This window comes from Streptococcus anginosus subsp. whileyi MAS624 (assembly GCF_000478925.1).
GTDB lineage: Bacteria > Bacillota > Bacilli > Lactobacillales > Streptococcaceae > Streptococcus > Streptococcus whileyi.
The window spans coordinates 49,349-68,838 of sequence record NZ_AP013072.1 but is presented as its reverse complement, the minus strand read 5'-3'; the positions used below and the strand labels follow the sequence as shown (position 1 = coordinate 68,838).

The window sequence follows — 19,490 nt, the reverse complement described above, 5'->3', positions numbered from 1 at the left end:
TGATTATGATTCAGTATCTCGGTGAATTTTTAGGGACCTTTATCCTAGTATTGCTTGGTGATGGGGTTGTTGCTGGGAATGTTTTGAGCAAGACGAAGGAGGAAGGAACTGGCTGGGTTTCTATCGTTTTAGGCTGGGGGATTGCTTGTACAGTGGCGGTTTATGTATCTGGATTTTTCAGCCCAGCTCACTTGAATCCAGCGGTCACATTCGCAATGGCTTCTATTGGAGCGATTAGTTGGGGACAGGTTTTTCCGTTCATTCTTGCACAAATGCTGGGTGCCATGGCTGCGGCTTTTGTTCTATGGCTTCACTATTACCCTCATTGGGCTGAAACGAAAGATTCAGGCTTGATTTTAGCCAGCTTTTCAACGGGACCAGCCATTCGCCATACAGCTTCTAACTTTTTAGGAGAAGCGCTGGGAACGGCCATTCTTGTCATCACGATTATGGCAATTGGACCTAATAAAGTTGCTGCTGGTCTAGGACCTATCATCGTAGGAATGGTTATTTTTGCAGTCGGTTTTTCACTTGGTCCAACGACAGGTTATGCGATCAATCCTGCACGGGATTTGGGACCGCGTATCATGCATGCTCTTTTACCAATCGCAAATAAAGGGGATTCTGACTGGTCCTATGCTTGGATTCCAGTCCTGGGTCCAATTGTCGGCGGTGTCGTAGGGGCTTTGCTCTACAATATCATTTTGGGTATCATTTAAAAATAGTCAAAAGTAGGTTTTGGCCTACTTTTGTTGTCTCTTCTTGTGCTTCTTGTCTGAATTTTTTATAATAGCTGTATAGAATAGCGAGGATAGAGATGGCAAAGAAGCATTGGCTGAAATTACTTGGAGTGTTTTTGATTTTCGGAATAGTTGCCTGTCATTCAGTTTTGGTAGATCCAACTGAACGAATAGATGAACAAAAAGAGTATCAAGCTATTGTAGCGAAATTTCATCAGATAACCGTTCCTGAACTCAAAGAAAAGCAGGATCAGAGTGAAAATTTTTATCTCTACATCGGGAGAGGAACTTGTCCACACTGTAGGCGATTTGTGAAACAACTGGAACGAATCAAAACAAAATCTTTTTATTATTTAGATAGTGAGAAAAAGACACCAGAGTTAGTTGCTTTTCGTGAGGCATATAAGATAAAATTTGTTCCTTATTTTGGGAAATTTAGTGGTTTTACAGAAGAAAAAGTGCTACAAATCAAGAAAAATATGACTGCTAAAGAAATTGAGAATTTTAATAAATAAGAGAAAAACAAGATGACAGCACATCTTGTTTTTTTCTTATAGCAAGAATAGAAAAATTGATAAATAAAAAATAACAAAATACTTTTCAAATTGGTCTAGATAGGTTATAATGATGTCAAGATATAAAAAAAGAACAACTGGCATTCAGATGTTCTTTACGTAAAAATAATTAATGATTTCCACTGCGTGACACGAACTTGATTTTAAAAAAGTCGCCACGTTTGTAGGCTTCGCTATACTCTAAAATTTGTCCTGTACTTTCTAACTGTGTTGTTTTTACTTGGAAGACGGTCGGGAAGTTTGTGTCAATGTCCAGTAATGTTGCAACAGTTTTTGGTGTCGGGAAGATGATTTCATTTGTTTCTTCAAAGTGCTCATCATTCATGTGGATATGATAGTCTTGTTTAAAGCGGTTGTAGATAGAGCTATAATATTCAAGATTTGGATAGTTGGCATTGATATATTGCTCTGGAATATAAGTTTGATGATAGATGTAGGGGATATCTTTCGCTTTACGGAGCCTCTCGATTTTATAGTAAAATTGATGTCCCTTCAAATCTAACTTATCAAGAAATTTCAAGTCGTTTCCGCGCTCGATCGATAAAACGGTCACTTGATCATTTTGGGTAGGAAATATCTCAACGTCAGAAAATTCAACGAGTTTGTGCTTACGCGCGCGCGACACAAATGTTCCTTTTCCTTGCTGGCGAATGATATATCCGTCTTTTGCTAGCTCATTTAAAGCTCTGACAACAGTAATAGAACTCACATCGTACATTGTGATTAGCTCAGCTTCTGTATAAAATTTATCTCCATTCTCAAATTGACCTGAGATAATCTTGCTTTTGAGTTCGTCTTTAATGTATTGGTATTTAGGGATTGCCATGTTATTCACCTCTCTTTCGCGTCCCTCTCATAAAAAATTTTACCATAATTTTTCTTAAAATGGTTAAATTTATTAAATTTTTCAAAAACTATTGACATTTCATACAAAATATATTATATTAACCTATGTAACCGATTACAAAAAATGTTGTGTGAAAGAAGGAAATGGTTTGGCAAGATTTGAGATTAAAGAAGAATTTTATCTGAATCAACAGCCTTTTAAAATATTGTCTGGTGCCATTCATTATTTTCGGATTCAGCCAGATGATTGGTATCATTCGCTTTATAATTTGAAAGCTCTAGGCTTTAATACGGTAGAAACCTACATTCCATGGAACGTCCATGAACCTCAGAAAGGGCAGTTTTGCTTTGAGGGGATCTTGGATTTGGAGAAATTTCTTCAAATTGCTCAAGATTTAGGCTTGTATGCCTTGCTTCGTCCGTCACCTTATATTTGTGCAGAATGGGAATTTGGTGGTTTGCCGGCTTGGCTTTTGAAGGAGGAGATGAGAATTCGTTCTTCTGACCCTGCTTATTTTGCCGCAGTTGCTAGCTATTATGATGAATTGCTTCCGCGCTTAGTCCCGCATCTTTTGGAAAATGGCGGCAACATTCTCATGATGCAGGTCGAAAATGAATATGGCTCGTATGGCGAAGATAAGGAATATTTGAGAGCTGTTCGAGATATGATGCTAGAGCGAGGTGTGACTTGTCCGCTCTTTACATCGGACGGGCCTTGGCGAGGCACCTTACGGGCAGGAACGCTTATTGAGGATGATGTATTTGTAACGGGGAACTTTGGCTCCAAAGCAAAAGAAAATTTCGCGCAGATGCAGGAATTCTTTGATGAGCATGGCAAGAAGTGGCCACTCATGTGTATGGAGTTTTGGGACGGCTGGTTCAATCGTTGGAAGGAGCCAATTGTCACGCGAGATCCAGAAGAGTTGGCTGAAGCAGTTCACGAAGTCTTACAACAAGGCAGTATCAATCTTTATATGTTTCACGGAGGAACCAATTTTGGTTTCATGAATGGCTGTTCAGCGCGAGGAAGCATTGACCTGCCACAAGTGACGTCTTATGATTATGAAGCTCTCCTTGATGAACAAGGAAACCCAACGCCTAAATACTTTGCTATTCAGCGAATGTTAAAAAAATATTATCCAGAATATCCACAAATGGAACCTTTGGTAAAAGAATCGTTTGAGTTAAAGGATATTCCGCTTAGTGAGAAAGTTAGTTTATTTGAAACCTTAGAATATGTAGCGCAGCCAATCGAAAGTATGTACCCTATGAACATGGAGGAGCTGGGACAAAATGTTGGCTATTTACTCTATCGTACAGAAGCGGAATGGGATGCGGACGAGGAACGGATTCGTGTCATCAATGGGCGTGATCGGATGCAACTTTTTGTAGATGGAAACCGTATCACAACTCAGTACCAGACAGAAATTGGTGAAGACATCTTTGTTTCGCAGCAGAAACAGTCAACACATCTATTGGATATTTTGATGGAGAACATGGGGCGTGTTAACTATGGGCATAAACTTTTGGCAGAAAGCCAGCATAAAGGTATTCGCACAGGAGTTTGCAAAGATCTTCATTTTATGCTCCATTGGAAACAGTATCCATTAGAGTTGAAAAATCCAGAAAAAATTGATTTTACGAAAGAATGGCATGAAAATCAGCCAGCTTTCTATGCTTTTGATGTTGAATTGAAAGCGCTTAAAGATACTTATCTGGATTTGACCCACTTTGGCAAAGGAATCGTCTTTGTCAATGGTGTCAATATCGGGCGCTTCTGGGACGTTGGGCCGACCTTATCGCTTTATATTCCACATAGTTTGTTAAAACTCGGACAGAATCGAATTGTTATTTTTGAAACCGAAGGGAAATACAGCGAATTTATTCATTTAGTTCACAAACCTACATTTAAAACGATAAAGGGGGTAAATTTATGACAATCGTATGTAACCGAATCGATGGACGTTTGATTCATGGACAAGTAGCCAATCTTTGGACTACAAAATTAAACATCTCACGTATCATGGTAGTAGATGATGAAGTAGCAGAAAATGCTATTGAAAAAAGCGGCTTGAAATTGGCGACACCAGCTGGTGTAAAATTGAGTGTGTTACCAGTTGCAAAAGCGGCAGAAAATATCCTAGCAGGCAAATACGATAGCCAGCGTCTGCTCATTGTTGCGAAAAAGCCAGATCGTTTTTTGAGATTAGTAGAAGCAGGCGTACCAATCGAAACGCTCAATGTGGGCAATATGTCGCAGACATCTGAAACGCGTTCGGTCACACGATCGATCAATGTGGTGGATGAAGATGTAGCCGTATTTAACAAATTACATTACAAAGGTGTGGTTCTAACAGCCCAAATGGTTCCAAACGACCCAGCCGAAGACTTTATGAAATTATTGAAATAAATTTAGGAGGTCATTGTTATGATACAATGGTGGCAAATTCTCTTACTAACGCTGTATTCAGCGTATCAAATTTTGGATGAGTTGACGATTAACTCATCAGCAGGATCTCCTGTTTTTGCAGGATTTATTACGGGTCTGGTCATGGGTGATCTGAAGACAGGCCTATTTATCGGTGGTAGTTTACAACTGGTTGTACTCGGTGTGGGAACATTCGGCGGTGCTTCTCGGATTGATGCAACCTCTGGTGCAGTTCTTGCAACAGCTTTCTCAGTAGCTACAGGTATCAAAGCGGAATTGGCGATTTCAGCTATCGCAGTTCCGGTAGCAGCCTTGCTGGTTTATACTGATGTTCTTGGACGCTTCTCTACAACTTACTTTGCACATCGTATTGATGCAGCGGTTGAAAAATTTGACTACAAAGGTGTTGAACGCAATTACTTACTCGGTGCTATTCCATGGGGGCTTTCACGAGCACTTCCAGTATTTTTAGCTTTGTGGCTTGGTGGGGATGCTGTAAAAGCATTCTCCGATTGGCTTGCCAATAATGCACAATGGATTGCAGATGGTTTGATTCTTGCAGGTAAAATGCTTCCTGGTGTCGGTTTTGCAATTTTGCTTCGTTACCTTCCAGTAAAGAAAAACCTTCATTATCTTGGTTTAGGCTTTGCCATTACAGCTATGTTGAAAGTTGTTTTTGATTATATTTCAACATTGGCAGCTGCTTCAGGAGCTGTCAAACAAATCGCCACAGCTCTTGGTGGTGCAAAATTTGAAGGCCTACCAATGATTGGAATTGCGATTATTGGCTTTGCCTTGGCAACAATCAATTATAAAAATGCAACTAATAAACAAGTGGTGACTGTTGCTGCAGAACAATCAGAAAGTGGGGAAATTGACGATGACGAACTCTAATTACAAATTAACAAAAGAAGATTTTAAACAAATCAACCGTCGTAGTCTCTTTACTTTCCAATGGGGTTGGAACTACGAGCGTATGCAAGCGTCAGGCTATCTTTATATGATTTTGCCGCAATTGCGCAAGATATATGGAGACGGTACGCCAGAATTAAAAGAAATGATGCGGACACATACGCAATTCTTCAACACATCTAACTTCTTTCATACTTTAGTAACAGGGATTGACCTAGCACTTGAAGAAAATGAAGGAGTTGCGGCTAAAGATACCGTTACAGGGATTAAAACTGGTTTAATGGGGCCATTTGCAGCGATTGGCGATGCGATTTTTGGTTCTACTATTCCTGCTATTATGGGTGGTCTGGCTGCTGGACTTGCTGTTGAAGGCAATCCTCTTGGAATTTTCCTTTGGATAGCTGTGACAATCGCAATCAATGTCTTCCGTTGGAAACAATTAGAGTTTGCCCACAAAGAAGGGGTGAAATTAGTTACAACCATGCAGGACAAATTGTCTGCCATCACAGATGCTGCAACAGTTCTTGGTGTTTTCATGGTGGCTGCCTTGATTGCTACGATGATTAACTTTAAATTTACCTATACACAAAGTTTTGGTGGTGTCACCTTCAATCTTCAAGAAACATTGGATAAAATCTTCCCGCGTTTGGTTCCGGCATTGTTTACTGGATTTGTTTATTGGCTGCTTGGTAAAAAAGGTATGAATTCAACAAAAGCAATCTTTATCGTGATTATTATTGCAATTGGTGTTTCTGCATTTTCACACTTTACTCATACACCAATCTTAGGTGTTTAAAAGGAGCTTCTCTATAAATGACAAAACAACTTATACTAGTTAGCCATGGTCACTTTTGTGAAGAATTGAAAAAAAGCACCGAAATGATTATGGGGCCACTGGACTTCATTCATACAGTTCCTCTGCTTCCGGAAGAAGGAATAGACGACTTTACGGCTAAATTTTTAGCGACTGTAAAAGAGCTAGATGATTACATTGTCTTTGCTGATTTGCTTGGAGGAACACCTTGTAATGTCGTTAGTCGCCTTATTTTGGAAGGACTTCAAATTGAACTCTATGCAGGAATGAATATGCCCATGGTGATAGAATTTATCAATTCTGCCTTGACTGGTGTGGAAGCGAAATATATTGAAAAAGCAAACAGATACATTGTGAAGGTCAATGATATGTTGGCAGCAATGAATGATGAGGAAGATGAATAAAAATATATCCAGTTAATAGTGGCTGAGAAAGCGCATACTTGGTATAATAAGGAGGAGGGGATAAGAAAATGGATTTCTTAGAAATCCTTATTTCCCGCCCCCTTCTTTTGGTTAATAGAAAACATCACATCTGCAAAGCAGAAAGGAGAAATATGCTCAATTATACAAAGGAAAAATTAGTTGAATTAGGTGCGGAAATCACCACGAGAGAAATTTATCAACAGCCACAGGTTTGGCAGACGGCTTTTGAAAATTATAAAGCACAAGCTGATGAGATTGTAGCGTTTCTAAATGGTATTGATGAAAAGCATGACTATATCAAGGTTATTTTGACAGGGGCTGGAACATCAGCCTATGTCGGAGATACGCTTTTACCTTATTTTAGAAAGCTGTATGATGAACGCAAGTGGAATTTCAACGCCATTGCAACAACGGATATTGTAGCCAATCCTTTGGCGTATTTACACAAAGAAATACCGACTGTTTTGGTTTCTTTTGCCCGTAGCGGAAATTCGCCAGAGAGTGTGGCAACAGTTGATTTGGCAAAGGACTTGGTTGAGGAACTGTACCAAATTACAATTACATGTGCAGCAGAAGGGAAGTTAGCGCAGCAAGCACATGGTGATGAACGCAATTTACTTTTGCTCCAACCTTCGCCGTCAAATGATGCTGGCTTTGCCATGACATCGAGCTTTACGTCTATGATGTTGACAGCCTTGCTCGTCTTTTATAAAGCAGATTTGGTTGCAAAAGCCGAAAAAGTTTCTGCATTGATGACATTGAGTCAAGAAGTGCTGGACTCAGCAGAAGCGATTCAAGAGATTGTTTCCTTAGATTACAACCGTGTCATTTACTTAGGAGCAGGTCCCTTCTTTGGCTTGGCGCATGAAGCTCAGCTGAAAATTTTGGAATTGACCGCAGGACAAGTGGCGACGATGTATGAAAGCCCAGTCGGATTCCGTCACGGTCCAAAATCGTTAGTGAATGAAGAAACGGTCGTTGTGGTGTTTGGCTCGACAGATTCCTACACCAAATTATACGACCTTGACTTAGTACGAGAAGTAGCCGGAGATGAGATTGCCCGCAAGGTGATTCTATTGACAGATCAAAAAGAAGATTTGGAAAATGTTGAACAAGTCATTTTTTCTAGTCAACAGCTAGCAGATGATATTTATCGCGTATTCCCTTATATTGTTTATGGTCAATTATTTGCTTTGTTGACAGCCCTCAAGGTGAACAATCGTCCAGATACACCGTCTCCGACAGGCACCGTCAACCGTGTTGTGCAGGGTGTTATTATTCACTCATTTGACAAAGAATAGGAAGGAATCCATGGAAAAATTAAGAATTAGTCACGAAAAATTAGCACACTTAAAAAAACTTTCAGATGAAAATGGCATTATTGGAGCTTTGGCGATTGACCAGAGAGGTTCGTTGAAAAAAATGCTGGCAAGTGGCGCACATGCTGTATCAGGAAATGAAGCGCTCATTGAATTTAAACAATTGATTTCCAGTCAGTTGACTCCGTATGCAACTTCTATCCTTTTGGATCCAGAATTCGGTGTACCTGCTACCAAATTACGTGCGCCAGAATGCGGTCTTATTGTTGCTTATGAAAAAACAGGCTATGATGCGACGACAGAAGGTCGCTTGCCAGACTTGCTACCAAATTGGTCAGCCAAACGCATGAAAGAGTTGGGCGCTGACGCGGTCAAGGTTTTGATTTACTATGATGTAGATGATAAGCCTGAAATCAACGACATCAAGCAAGCCTGGGTAGAGCGCGTAGGAAGTGAATGTGTGGCAGAAAACATTCCTTATTTCCTTGAAATATTGACGTATGATGCAAAGCGTGATAATGTAGTAGATGCAGATTATGCGAAAGTGAAACCGCACAAGGTCAATGAAGCCATGAAACTCTTTTCAAATCCGCGCTACAATGTTGATGTTTTGAAAGTGGAAGTACCGGTCAATATGAATTTTGTCGAAGGGTTTACGAAAGGCGGAGTTGAAGCTGTCTACAACCTCGCGGAAGCCAAGACATTTTTCAAAGAGCAGTCTGATGCAACTCACCTGCCCTTTATTTTCCTGAGTGCTGGAGTTAGCGCAGAGCTTTTCCAGGGAACGCTCAAAGTGGCGCATGAAGCAGGTTCTCAATTTAACGGTGTCCTTTGCGGACGTGCTACTTGGAAAGACGCAGTTACGGTCTTTGCAGATCAAGGAACAGATGCAGCTAAAGCTTGGCTAGATGAAGCGGGGCGTCAAAATATTGAAGACTTGAATCGTGTTTTACGTGAAACAGCTGTTTCGTGGACGGAAAAGCTAAAAATTTAAAATAGGCAAACCTAAATTTGTAATAAAAACAAGGAAAGTTGTATGAAATCTTATCAAGAAGCTATTTTTGGAACATTTCAAGGAAAAGATATTGTTGCTTACACATTTGAAAATGACTTGGGCTATCGTTTGAAAGTCATGACTTACGGTGCAACTGTCTTAGAGTATGTCACTCCGGACAAAAATCATGAATTTGCAAATATCGTGGTGGGGTTTAATCATTTTGATGCCTATGTAGGCAACAGCCCTAAATATGGTGCAAGCGTCGGACCAGTTGCAGGACGGATTGCAAAAGCACAGTTTGAGCTGAATGGCGAAACCTATCAGTTAGAAGTCAACAACGCAGAAAATTGCAATCATAGCGGTTCTACTGGCTGGGACAGTGCTATTTTTCAAGTTGAGGAAGTCACAAATGAAGGCGTCACTTTCTATACCGAACGTGCAGATGGAACGGGTGGTTTTCCGGGAAATCTGAAAGTCTGGGTTTCTTATACTTTAACGGAACTAGGTGAGTTAGAGATTTCTTACCAAGTTCAGACGGACAAAGATACCTTGGTCAATCCAACCAATCACAGTTACTTCAACTTATCAGGTGATTTCAGCCAACCAATTGATAACTGTATCTTGCAGTTGAATACCTTAGGTGTATTTCCAATCGCACCGGACGGCGTGCCTGCTAAAATGCCAGATTCAGAGCGGGGGTTTGTCAAAGATCTAACAAAAGGTGTGGCTTTTAAAGATATTTTTGCCAATCAAGATGAGCAGATTCAGATTGTGTCCGGCTTGGATCATCCGTTTGCATTGAAAAAAGGAGAGGAAGAAGCAGGTTCCTTGTACGATCCTAAATCCGGTCGCCTTTTGACATTTAAAACAAGTGCGCCATGCCTAGTGACTTACTCAGCAAACTTTGTAGATGATACAGTCATTTTAAATGGACAATCCATGATTCAACACAATGGCTTGGCTCTTGAAACCCAAGCCCTACCAGATGCCGTTCACAGCGACCTGAAAGCTGATGTTATCTTGAAAGCAGGTGAGGTTTTTACCAGCACAACCATTTATCATGCAACAAGCAAATGAAAATGAATATTAAAAACGGCAGTACTGACCTGCACTCCAAAAGTTAGACAGAAAAAATCTAACTTTTGGGGTGTTTTATTATGAAATTGAGCTATGAGGATAAAGTTCAGATCTATGAACTTAGAAAACAAGGATATAGCTTAGAGAAGCTTTCAAATAAATTTGGGATAAACAATTCTAATCTTAGGTACATGATTAAATTGATTGATCGTTACGGAATGGAGTTCGTCAAAAAAGGAAAAAATCGTTACTATTCTCCAGAATTAAAACAAGAAATGATTAATAAAGTCTTACATGAAGGCTGGACTAAAGATAGAGTTTCTCTTGAATACGGTCTTCCAAGTCGTACGATACTTCTTAACTGGCTAGCACAATACAAGAAAAACGGGTATACTATTGTTGAGAAAACAAGAGGGAGACCAGCTAAAATGGGACGTAAACGGAAGAAAACTTGGGAAGAGATGACAGAATTAGAACGACTCCAGGAGGAGAACGAACGCTTACGGACTGAGGTGGCCTACCTAAAAAAGTTAAAAGAGTTAGAGGAAAGGGACGAAGCCCTAGAGCGAGAAAGGCAGAGACAGTTAGAGAAATGGTTTCAGGAGGATTTCGACTAGATTTACTTCTTGAAACAGCATGTTTAGCTTGCTCAACTTACTATTATCAGTTGAAGCAACTGGATGGGGTTGATAAAGATAAAGAGCTTAAAACAGAAATTCAGGTCATTTATAATGACCATAAAGGAAATTATGGCTATCGGAGAGTTACTCTTGAACTAAGAAATCGCGGATTTACAGTGAATCATAAGAAAGTTCAACGTCTGATGAAAGTCCTTGGTCTAACAGCTCGAATTCGTCGCAAACGAAAGTATTCTTCCTACCAAGGAGAGATTGGCAAGAAGGCAGAGAATCTCATTCAACGTCAGTTTGAAGCATCAAGGCCGATGGAAAAATGCTATACAGATGTGACCGAGTTTGCCATTCCAAATAGCACTCAGAAACTCTATTTATCGCCTGTTTTAGATGGCTTTAACAGCGAAATTATTGCTTTTAATCTTTCTTGTTCTCCTAATTTAGAACAAGTGAAGAGTATGTTGGAACAGGCGTTTACAGAGAAATACTATGAAAATACCATTTTACACAGCGACCAGGGCTGGCAATACCAACACGATTCTTATCATCGGTTCCTAGAGAGTAAGGGAATTCAAGCATCCATGTCACGCAAGGGCAACAGCCCAGACAACGGTATGATGGAGTCCTTCTTTGGGATTCTGAAATCCGAAATATTTTATGGTTATGAGAAGTCGTTTCAGTCGCTTAACCAATTGAAACAAGCTATTGTAGACTATATTGATTACTACAACAATAAACGAATTAAGGTAAAACTAAAAGGACTTAGTCCTGTGCAATACAGAACTAAATCCTTCGGATAAATTAATGGTCTAACTTTTTGGGGTCAGTACATTTCTGTCGTTTTTGATTTAAGACATTTAGTATCATCAAACATTATCATAATCTCATTCCCTTCGATTTCTATTTGTAAAATCTAAGGTCAAACCAACTTACTAATCTGATTTTTTGTTATAATAGTATTTATGAGTAGAATTTTGGATAATGAATTGATGGGAGACGAGGAGCTCGTTGAGCGCACATTGCGTCCCCAGTATTTACGAGAATACATCGGGCAAGACAAGGTCAAAAATCAGCTGAAAATTTTCATTGAGGCAGCTAAAATGCGAGATGAAGCGCTAGATCACACGTTGCTTTTTGGACCTCCAGGGTTGGGAAAGACCACTATGGCTTTTGTCATTGCCAATGAACTGGGAGTCAATCTCAAGCAAACTTCGGGTCCAGTTATTGAGAAAGCGGGCGATTTGGTGGCAATCTTGAACGATTTGGAGCCGGGAGATGTTCTCTTTATTGATGAGATTCACCGCTTGCCTATGTCTGTTGAAGAGGTGCTCTATAGCGCTATGGAAGATTTTTACATTGATATTATGATTGGCTCTGGCGAGACCAGTCGTAGTGTTCACTTGGATTTGCCACCGTTTACCTTGATTGGCGCTACGACCAGAGCTGGTATGTTGTCCAATCCTTTACGGGCTCGTTTTGGCATTACTGGTCACATGGAATATTATGCAGAAGCAGATTTGACCGAGATTGTGGAGCGAACGGCAGAAATCTTTGAAATGGACATTACTCATGAAGCAGCTGAAGAATTAGCACTGCGTAGCCGGGGCACGCCTCGGATTGCCAATCGACTTCTCAAGCGTGTACGAGATTTTGCTCAGATTATGGGTGACGGACTAATTGATGACCAAATTACTGATCAAGCGCTGACGATGCTGGATGTGGATCAAGAAGGCTTAGATTATGTGGATCAGAAGATTCTCAAGACCATGATTGAGGTTTATGGCGGCGGGCCAGTTGGTCTGGGGACTCTGTCTGTCAATATCGCAGAAGAGCAGGAAACGGTAGAAGACATGTATGAGCCTTATTTAATCCAGAAAGGATTTGTTATGCGAACTCGAACAGGGCGCGTGGCAACTCGTAAAGCTTACGAGCATTTGGGTTATGAATATTTGGAGAAATAACATGCTGTCCGAAAAAGAGATTTTACATGCGTTTTCATCAGACCGAGATATGATGACTATCTTACAGATTATCTATGACTTGCAATTGAAAGACAGCTGGCTTTGTGCTGGTTCGGTGCGAAATTTCATCTGGAATATCCTGTCGGACAAGCCCGGCTTTGATACAGAGACGGATGTGGATGTGATTTTCTTTGACCCAGATGTTTCTTATGAGGAAACACTCAACATTGAAAATCGGCTCAAGCGAGAATTTCCACATTACCATTGGGAAGTCAAGAATCAAGTCTATATGCATATCCACAGTCCAAATACCCAATCTTATACTAGCTCGCAAGATGCCATGAGTAAATATCCAGAGCGCTGTACAGCTGTAGGCTTACGTTTGTTGGATAATGGACAGCTGGAATTCTTTGCTCCCTATGGTTTAGACGATATTCTCCATTTTCGTGTTCAGCCCACTCCGCATTTCCTAGAAGATGCAGACAGGAGACAGATCTATAATATGAGAATACAGAAAAAAGATTGGCAGAAGAAGTGGAACAATCTTCAAATTGAATTTCTTTAAAATTTTTTGGAAAAAAGTAAAATCTTTAAGAAAAATTTAAGTCAGAATCGGTATACTATAATTACAAGTTGAGAAGAACTTAACTTGAACTCCTAAAAACTTTTCTTTTTCATAATAATCTCCCTATAAGAGTCGCCCAATCGGCGGCTTTTTGTGCTTTTAAAAGAATTCAAAAATTCTCAGGGGTTTAAATTCCTATTTTTTTAGATTTTGTTATAATAGTAAAGAGGTCTATGCTATGAAAAAAATTGTGTTTGTTTGCTTGGGAAATATCTGTCGCAGTCCAATGGCAGAATTTGTGATGAAAGATTTGACAGATGGTGTTTATGTTGAAAGTCGTGCGACTTCGGATTGGGAACATGGGAATCCAATCCATTCGGGAACGCAGGCGATTTTTAAGAAATATGCCATTCCTTACGACCAAAGCAAAACTTCTCAACAAATTTCACAGCAGGATTTTGTAGACTTTGATTATATTATAGGAATGGACGAATCCAATTTTCAAGATTTGAGGAAAATCGCACCGGGAAAATATCTGGAGAAAGTATTTCAATTTGAAGAGAGAAGTGTGCCAGATCCTTGGTACACAGGTGATTTTGACGAGACTTACCGGCTTGTTTTGGCAGGTTGTCAGAAATGGATTAAGCGCATAAAGAGCGAAGATTAGTGGAGAGAATGGACACATTAAAAGAATTTTACGAAAAGTACAAAATTTATCTCACAAGGCATAACTTGGAATTGCTAGCAGTAACGGTTATTGTCCTATCAGCGATGGTGGCTTTTACATCAGGTATTCCCAGTCAAGGGGCATTGACCTTGGATAAAGGAGCAATCAAATATAATGGCAGTCTCGTCCGTGGGAAAATGAATGGTCAAGGAACATTGACTTTTAAGAATGGTGATGTCTATAAAGGTCATTTTAGAAATGGCACTTTTGATGGACAAGGAACATTTACTGCTAAGACTGGCTGGAAATATGAGGGTAATTTTGTTAACGGTCAGCCTGAAGGACAAGGTAAATTAACAACAGAAAATAATGTTGTTTACAAGGGAAAGTTTAAACAGGGGATTTATCAAAATGCGCATTAAATGGTTTTCATTAGTGAGGATAACAGGATTACTCCTAGTTTTACTCTATCATTTCTTTCAGAAGGCTTTTCCTGGTGGATTTATTGGTGTGGATATATTCTTTACGTTCTCAGGCTTTTTGATTACATCACTCCTGATTGATGAATTTGCTAGAAGTAAGGCAATTGATCTCAGAGGCTTTCTGAAACGTCGCTTTTATCGGATTGTGCCACCGCTTGTGTTGATGGTTTTGATTGTCATGCCTTTTACAGTGTTGATTCGGAAAGATTTTGTAGCTGGTATTGGCACACAGATTGCTGCGGCTCTAGGGTTTGTGACAAACTTTTTTGAAATTTTATCTGGCGGAAATTATGAAAGTCAGTTTATCCCGCATCTTTTTGTACATACATGGAGTTTGGCCTTGGAAATGCACTACTATCTATTGTGGGGTGTGGCTACTTGGTTTTTAGCGAAAAAAAGTAAAACCGTTGGGCAATTTCGTGGAATGATTTTTCTTTTATCATCTGCTTTATTCTTGATTAGTTTTCTTTCTATGTTTGTCAGAAGCTTCTTCTCTTCAAACTTTTCTGTGATTTACTTTTCAAGTTTCACGCATATCTTCCCGTTTTTTGCAGGAAGTATCCTAGCGACACTTTCGGGTGTGAGTGATTTGGGAGCACCTTTTCGTAAAATGGAGCAGGCGCTTGATTTAAAAAAGACCTTTTATCTACTTGGTGGTAGTTTTGCAGCTTTGCTGTTACTAACGTTCCTCTTGAGATTTGATAATTTATTGACTTATCTATTTGGTTTCCTTTTGGCAACGGTATTTTCAGTCGTGATGATTTTAGCAACGCGTGTGCTCCACGATAAAACGCCGCATGTTGATGAGCCGCCCGTTATCACATTTATTGCGGATACGAGCTATGGCGTGTATTTGTTCCATTGGCCGTTTTACATCATCTTTTCCCAATTGATGGGCAATGGATGGGCAGTTCTATTAACAACCGTGCTTTCCTTTGCCTTGGCGGCTTTCTCTTTCTATCTGTTAGAGCCAACATTAGCAGGTAGGGAGCCAAAAATATTTGGCTTGAAGATGGACATCAAGCAAATCACAACGCCTGTATTTTATAGTTTGATTCCATTAACACTGGTTGCTTTTGTCATGATCATGACTGCTCCGAAAATTGGTGCCTTTGAAGAAAATTTGCTCGTCAATGGGTTAAATCAAGCTGACAGTAAAATGCAGATCACTCGTACCCAAGCTGATAATGTGAGTGCCAGTCAATACAACGTAGCAAAGGGTACGACAGTTATCGGAGATTCGGTAGCTTTGCGAGCAAGTGAATGGCTCAAGCAGGCTATGCCGGGAATTCAAGTGGATGCAGCAGTCAGTCGAAACTTAGAATCGGGCTTGCAAGTCTATCAAACTGATATTTCAAACAAAGTACTTCTGGAGACAGTGGTCTTAGCCTTAGGAACTAATACGGTTGATAACTACGAAAGTTTGCTCAATCAATTTATTGAGAAACTACCGAAAGGACATCGTTTGGTTTTAGTGACGCCGTATGATGGTCGGACAGCACATAATGCTTCTAGCCTGGCAGTTAAGACACGTCAGTATGAATTGGAATTGGCGAAAAAATACGATTATGTATTTGTGGCGGATTGGTATCAAACTGCTATCCAACACCCAGAAATTTGGTACGGAACTGATTATGTACACTTTGGCTCAGAGACAACAACAATCACCAAGGGCGGTGAGCTCTATGCTCAAACAATCAAACAAACGATTGATGAGGCAACGAAAAAAGGAAGTGTAAAGAAGTAGCTTTATATTTTGAATAACAGTCGAAACTCTGTGAATGGATTTAGTGTTCATAGAGTTTTTTCATATTAAATATTATTTGGTGATTTTACAGCAAAAAATGAAGGCCTAAATCAAGAAAGCGCTTTCTTATTGATTGCTGTATTTCAACAAATTTCAGAGAAAGTATGTGAAATAAATATTTTATATTTATTTCACAATATAGATTGTAAAAACGTGATTAGAGCGGCGTTTTTAAAAGGTTTTCACAAAATAAAATAAAAAGATTGTGAATTTTAAGTGAAAGTGTTTACAATATCAGGAAAATAGGGTATAATAATCTTGTGAAAAAATTAACAAGGGTTTTAAAATCCTAAGAACCATTGGAGGAAGATATGGCTGATAAAAAAACTGTAGCAAAAGAAGACAAAGTCTTAGCTGCTCAAAAACACGTGGATGAACTTGTTCAAAAGGGTCTTGTTGCGCTTGAGGAAATGCGTAAATTAGATCAAGAACAAGTTGATTATATCGTTGCGAAAGCTTCTGTTGCTGCGCTTGATGCACATGGTCAACTGGCTTTACATGCTCTAGAAGAAACTGGGCGTGGTGTTTTTGAAGACAAAGCAACCAAAAATCTCTTTGCTTGTGAACATGTGGTAAACAATATGCGCCATACCAAAACTGTTGGAATCATTGATGAAGACGACGTGACTGGTTTGACACTTATTGCAGAACCGGTCGGCGTTGTCTGTGGAATCACACCGACAACAAACCCAACTTCAACAGCAATTTTCAAATCATTAATTTCTTTGAAAACGCGTAATCCTATTATCTTTGCTTTCCACCCATCAGCTCAAGAATCTTCTGCTCATGCGGCACAAATCGTACGTGATGCAGCGATTGCAGCAGGTGCACCTGAAAATTGTGTTCAATGGATTACACAGCCATCTATGGAAGCAACAACAGCTTTGATGAACCACGAAGGGATTGCAACAATCCTTGCGACTGGTGGGAACGCCATGGTAAAAGCTGCCTATTCATGCGGCAAACCTGCTCTTGGAGTTGGTGCTGGTAACGTTCCAGCTTACGTTGAAAAATCAGCAAATATCCGCCAAGCAGCACATGATATCGTGATGTCCAAATCATTTGATAACGGAATGGTCTGTGCTTCTGAGCAAGCTGTTATCATTGATAAAGAAGTCTACAATGAGTTTCTTGAAGAATTTAAATCTTATCACACTTACTTTGTCAATAAGAAAGAAAAAGCTCTTTTGGAAGATTTCTGCTTTGGTGTGAAAGCCAACAGCAAAAATTGCGCAGGTGCTAAATTAAATCCAGATATTGTTGGTAAATCAGCTGTTTGGATTGCGGAGCAAGCAGGTTTCTCTGTACCAGAAGATACAAATATTTTGGCTGCAGAATGTAAGGAAGTTGGCGAAAAAGAACCGTTGACACGTGAAAAATTGTCACCAGTCATCGCTGTTTTGAAATCAGAATCTCGTGAAGACGGCATTAACAAGGCTCGTCAAATGGTTGAATTCCATGGACTTGGTCACTCAGCGGCTATTCATACAGCAGATGAAGAATTGACAAAAGAATTTGGTAAAGCTGTAAAAGCGATTCGTGTGATTTGCAATTCACCTTCTACTTTCGGTGGTATCGGGGACGTTTACAATGCATTTTTACCTTCATTAACATTAGGATGTGGCTCTTATGGACGCAACTCTGTTGGTGATAATGTCAGTGCTGTAAATCTCTTGAATATCAAAAAAGTAGGAAGACGTAATAATAATATGCAATGGTTTAAAGTTCCTTCAAAAACATACTTCGAACGCAATTCAATTCAATATCTACAAAAATGTCGTGATGTAGAGCGTGTCATGATTGTCACAGACCACTCAATGGTTGAATTAGGATTCCTTGACCGCATTATTGAGCAGTTAGAACTTCGTCGCAATAAAGTAACCTATCAAATCTTTGCAGAGGTTGAACCAGATCCAGATATTTCGACTGTAATGAAGGGAACAGATTTGATGCGTACCTTCAAACCGGATACAATTATTGCTTTGGGTGGTGGTTCACCAATGGATGCGGCAAAAGTTATGTGGCTTTTCTATGAACAACCAGAAGTAGACTTCCATGACCTTGTTCAAAAATTCATGGATATTCGTAAACGTGCCTTCAAGTTCCCTCAGCTTGGCAGAAAAACGAAATTTATCGGTATTCCGACAACTTCAGGTACAGGTTCAGAAGTTACTCCATTTGCTGTTATCTCTGATAAAGCTAATAACCGTAAATACCCAATTGCAGACTATTCATTGACGCCGACAGTTGCTATTGTTGACCCTGCGCTGGTATTGACTGTTCCAGGATTTATCGCAGCTGATACTGGTATGGACGTATTGACACATGCGACAGAAGCCTATGTTTCTCAAATGGCAAATGACTTTACAGACGGTTTGGCATTGCAAGCGATTAAATTAGTTTTTGAACATCTTGAAAATTCTGTGAAGAATGCTGATTTCCACTCTCGTGAAAAGATGCACAATGCTTCAACTATGGCGGGTATGGCGTTTGCCAATGCTTTCCTTGGAATTTCTCACTCAATGGCTCACAAGATTGGTGCACAATTCCATACAATTCATGGTCGGACAAATGCCATCCTGTTGCCGTATGTTATTCGCTATAATGGTACTCGCCCTGCTAAAGCAGCTACATGGCCTAAGTACAACTACTACCGTGCTGATGAAAAATACCAAGATATTGCTAAATTGCTCGGTCTTCCAGCTTCTACTCCAGAAGAAGGCGTTGAATCATATGCCAAAGCGGTTTACGAACTTGGTGAGCGTGTAGGAATTAAAATGAACTTCCGTGATCAAGGAATCGATGAGAAAGAATGGAAAGAACATTCTCGTGAGTTAGCATTCTTAGCTTATGAAGATCAGTGTTCACCAGCGAATCCTCGTCTTCCAATGGTTGACCATATGCAAGAAATCATTGAAGATGCATATTATGGATACAAAGAACGTCCAGGACGTCGGAAATAAGTTGTTTATCAGTCATGCCTCCCTACAAAAAAGTAGGGAGGTTTTTCAATTGTTGAAGAGTATTTCTTCCGCTTATCGTAGAACAGTACCCCAAATGTTAGATTCTATGTCTAACATTTGGGGTGTTTTTGTTGAAACTACTTTCAGAATTTAAGAAAAAGTAAGCGTTTACAGAAATTAAAACCTAAAATTCAGATATTGTTGAAAGCGCTTTAAAAAATAGTTATAATAACATCGTGAGATTGAAGGCGCTTTAAAAATCGATCTACAATAGTAAAGG

The 19,490-nt window shown here is 39.7% G+C and carries 18 protein-coding genes; 17 read left to right on the top strand and 1 reads right to left on the bottom strand.

The genetic code is table 11. From position 1 onward, the window contains the following. The first annotated feature begins 5 nt into the window (after positions 1-5). Both ANG_RS00330 and ANG_RS00325 read left to right on the top strand, forming a co-directional pair. Positions 6-719, top strand: a complete 714-nt coding sequence (locus ANG_RS00330; RefSeq protein ID WP_025271529.1) for an MIP/aquaporin family protein — start codon at positions 6-8, stop codon at positions 717-719. Positions 720-817: 98 nt separating this feature from the next. After that, complete coding sequence (locus ANG_RS00325; RefSeq protein WP_003036902.1) at positions 818-1,255, top strand: thioredoxin domain-containing protein; 438 nt, start codon at positions 818-820, stop codon at positions 1,253-1,255. A 169-nt stretch (positions 1,256-1,424) separates the two neighbouring features. Here the strand turns inward: ANG_RS00325 and ANG_RS00320 are convergent, their stop codons facing one another. Further along, on the bottom strand, positions 1,425-2,141 hold the full coding sequence (locus tag ANG_RS00320; RefSeq protein ID WP_025271528.1) for a GntR family transcriptional regulator: 717 nt from the start codon (positions 2,139-2,141) through the stop codon (positions 1,425-1,427). Positions 2,142-2,310: 169 nt separating this feature from the next. Between ANG_RS00320 and ANG_RS00315 the strand changes: the two genes are divergently transcribed. The 15 genes from ANG_RS00315 to adhE all read left to right on the top strand — a co-directional run bounded on the left by ANG_RS00315 (position 2,311) and on the right by adhE (position 19,210). Then, the gene (locus ANG_RS00315; protein ID WP_003036956.1) at positions 2,311-4,098 is read left to right on the top strand and encodes a glycoside hydrolase family 35 protein; all 1,788 of its coding nucleotides are present in this window, start codon (positions 2,311-2,313) and stop codon (positions 4,096-4,098) included. Beyond that, positions 4,095-4,571 carry a PTS system mannose/fructose/N-acetylgalactosamine-transporter subunit IIB gene (locus tag ANG_RS00310; RefSeq protein WP_003037019.1) on the top strand — a complete coding sequence of 159 codons (477 nt, stop codon included), beginning with the start codon at positions 4,095-4,097 and terminating at the stop codon, positions 4,569-4,571. Before ANG_RS00315 ends, ANG_RS00310 begins: the two co-directional genes overlap by 4 nt. An 18-nt stretch (positions 4,572-4,589) precedes the next feature. Further along, positions 4,590-5,483, top strand: a complete 894-nt coding sequence (locus ANG_RS00305) for a PTS mannose/fructose/sorbose/N-acetylgalactosamine transporter subunit IIC (RefSeq protein ID WP_003037054.1) — start codon at positions 4,590-4,592, stop codon at positions 5,481-5,483. Beyond that, positions 5,470-6,297: a PTS system mannose/fructose/sorbose family transporter subunit IID gene (locus ANG_RS00300; RefSeq protein ID WP_003036938.1), complete on the top strand. Its 828-nt coding sequence runs from the start codon at positions 5,470-5,472 to the stop codon at positions 6,295-6,297. Before ANG_RS00305 ends, ANG_RS00300 begins: the two co-directional genes overlap by 14 nt. 17 nt (positions 6,298-6,314) lie before the next feature. After that, positions 6,315-6,719, top strand: a complete 405-nt coding sequence (locus ANG_RS00295; RefSeq protein WP_003037002.1) for a PTS sugar transporter subunit IIA — start codon at positions 6,315-6,317, stop codon at positions 6,717-6,719. A gap of 152 nt (positions 6,720-6,871) precedes the next feature. Then, positions 6,872-8,041, top strand: a complete 1,170-nt coding sequence (locus ANG_RS00290) for an SIS domain-containing protein (protein WP_025271527.1) — start codon at positions 6,872-6,874, stop codon at positions 8,039-8,041. Between the two features lie 10 nt (positions 8,042-8,051). Next, positions 8,052-9,053 carry a tagatose-bisphosphate aldolase gene (lacD, locus tag ANG_RS00285; RefSeq protein WP_003036980.1) on the top strand — a complete coding sequence of 334 codons (1,002 nt, stop codon included), beginning with the start codon at positions 8,052-8,054 and terminating at the stop codon, positions 9,051-9,053. A gap of 42 nt (positions 9,054-9,095) precedes the next feature. Next, a complete protein-coding gene (locus ANG_RS00280; RefSeq protein WP_003036954.1) occupies positions 9,096-10,133 on the top strand; it encodes an aldose epimerase family protein in 1,038 nt (345 codons plus the stop codon). An 80-nt stretch (positions 10,134-10,213) separates the two neighbouring features. Next, a protein-coding gene (locus ANG_RS10755) for an IS3 family transposase (RefSeq protein ID WP_100207890.1) occupies positions 10,214-11,565 on the top strand; the annotation gives its coding sequence in 2 pieces (ribosomal slippage) (positions 10,214-10,655 and positions 10,655-11,565; 1,353 coding nt in all). 162 nt (positions 11,566-11,727) lie between these two features. Beyond that, a complete protein-coding gene (gene ruvB, locus ANG_RS00265) occupies positions 11,728-12,726 on the top strand; it encodes a Holliday junction branch migration DNA helicase RuvB (protein ID WP_003036959.1) in 999 nt (332 codons plus the stop codon). 1 nt (position 12,727) lies between these two features. Further along, on the top strand, positions 12,728-13,291 hold the full coding sequence (locus tag ANG_RS00260) for a nucleotidyltransferase family protein (protein ID WP_003036923.1): 564 nt from the start codon (positions 12,728-12,730) through the stop codon (positions 13,289-13,291). Positions 13,292-13,529: 238 nt separating this feature from the next. Further along, positions 13,530-13,958, top strand: a complete 429-nt coding sequence (locus ANG_RS00255; RefSeq protein ID WP_003036965.1) for a low molecular weight protein-tyrosine-phosphatase — start codon at positions 13,530-13,532, stop codon at positions 13,956-13,958. Between the two features lie 8 nt (positions 13,959-13,966). Then, on the top strand, positions 13,967-14,380 hold the full coding sequence (locus ANG_RS00250) for an MORN repeat-containing protein (protein WP_003036952.1): 414 nt from the start codon (positions 13,967-13,969) through the stop codon (positions 14,378-14,380). Continuing rightward, positions 14,370-16,187, top strand: a complete 1,818-nt coding sequence (locus ANG_RS00245; protein ID WP_003037015.1) for an acyltransferase family protein — start codon at positions 14,370-14,372, stop codon at positions 16,185-16,187. Before ANG_RS00250 ends, ANG_RS00245 begins: the two co-directional genes overlap by 11 nt. Positions 16,188-16,558: 371 nt before the next feature. Then, positions 16,559-19,210, top strand: coding sequence for a bifunctional acetaldehyde-CoA/alcohol dehydrogenase (adhE, locus tag ANG_RS00240; RefSeq protein WP_003036946.1), 2,652 nt, complete (start codon positions 16,559-16,561; stop codon positions 19,208-19,210). Positions 19,211-19,490 lie beyond the last annotated feature (280 nt).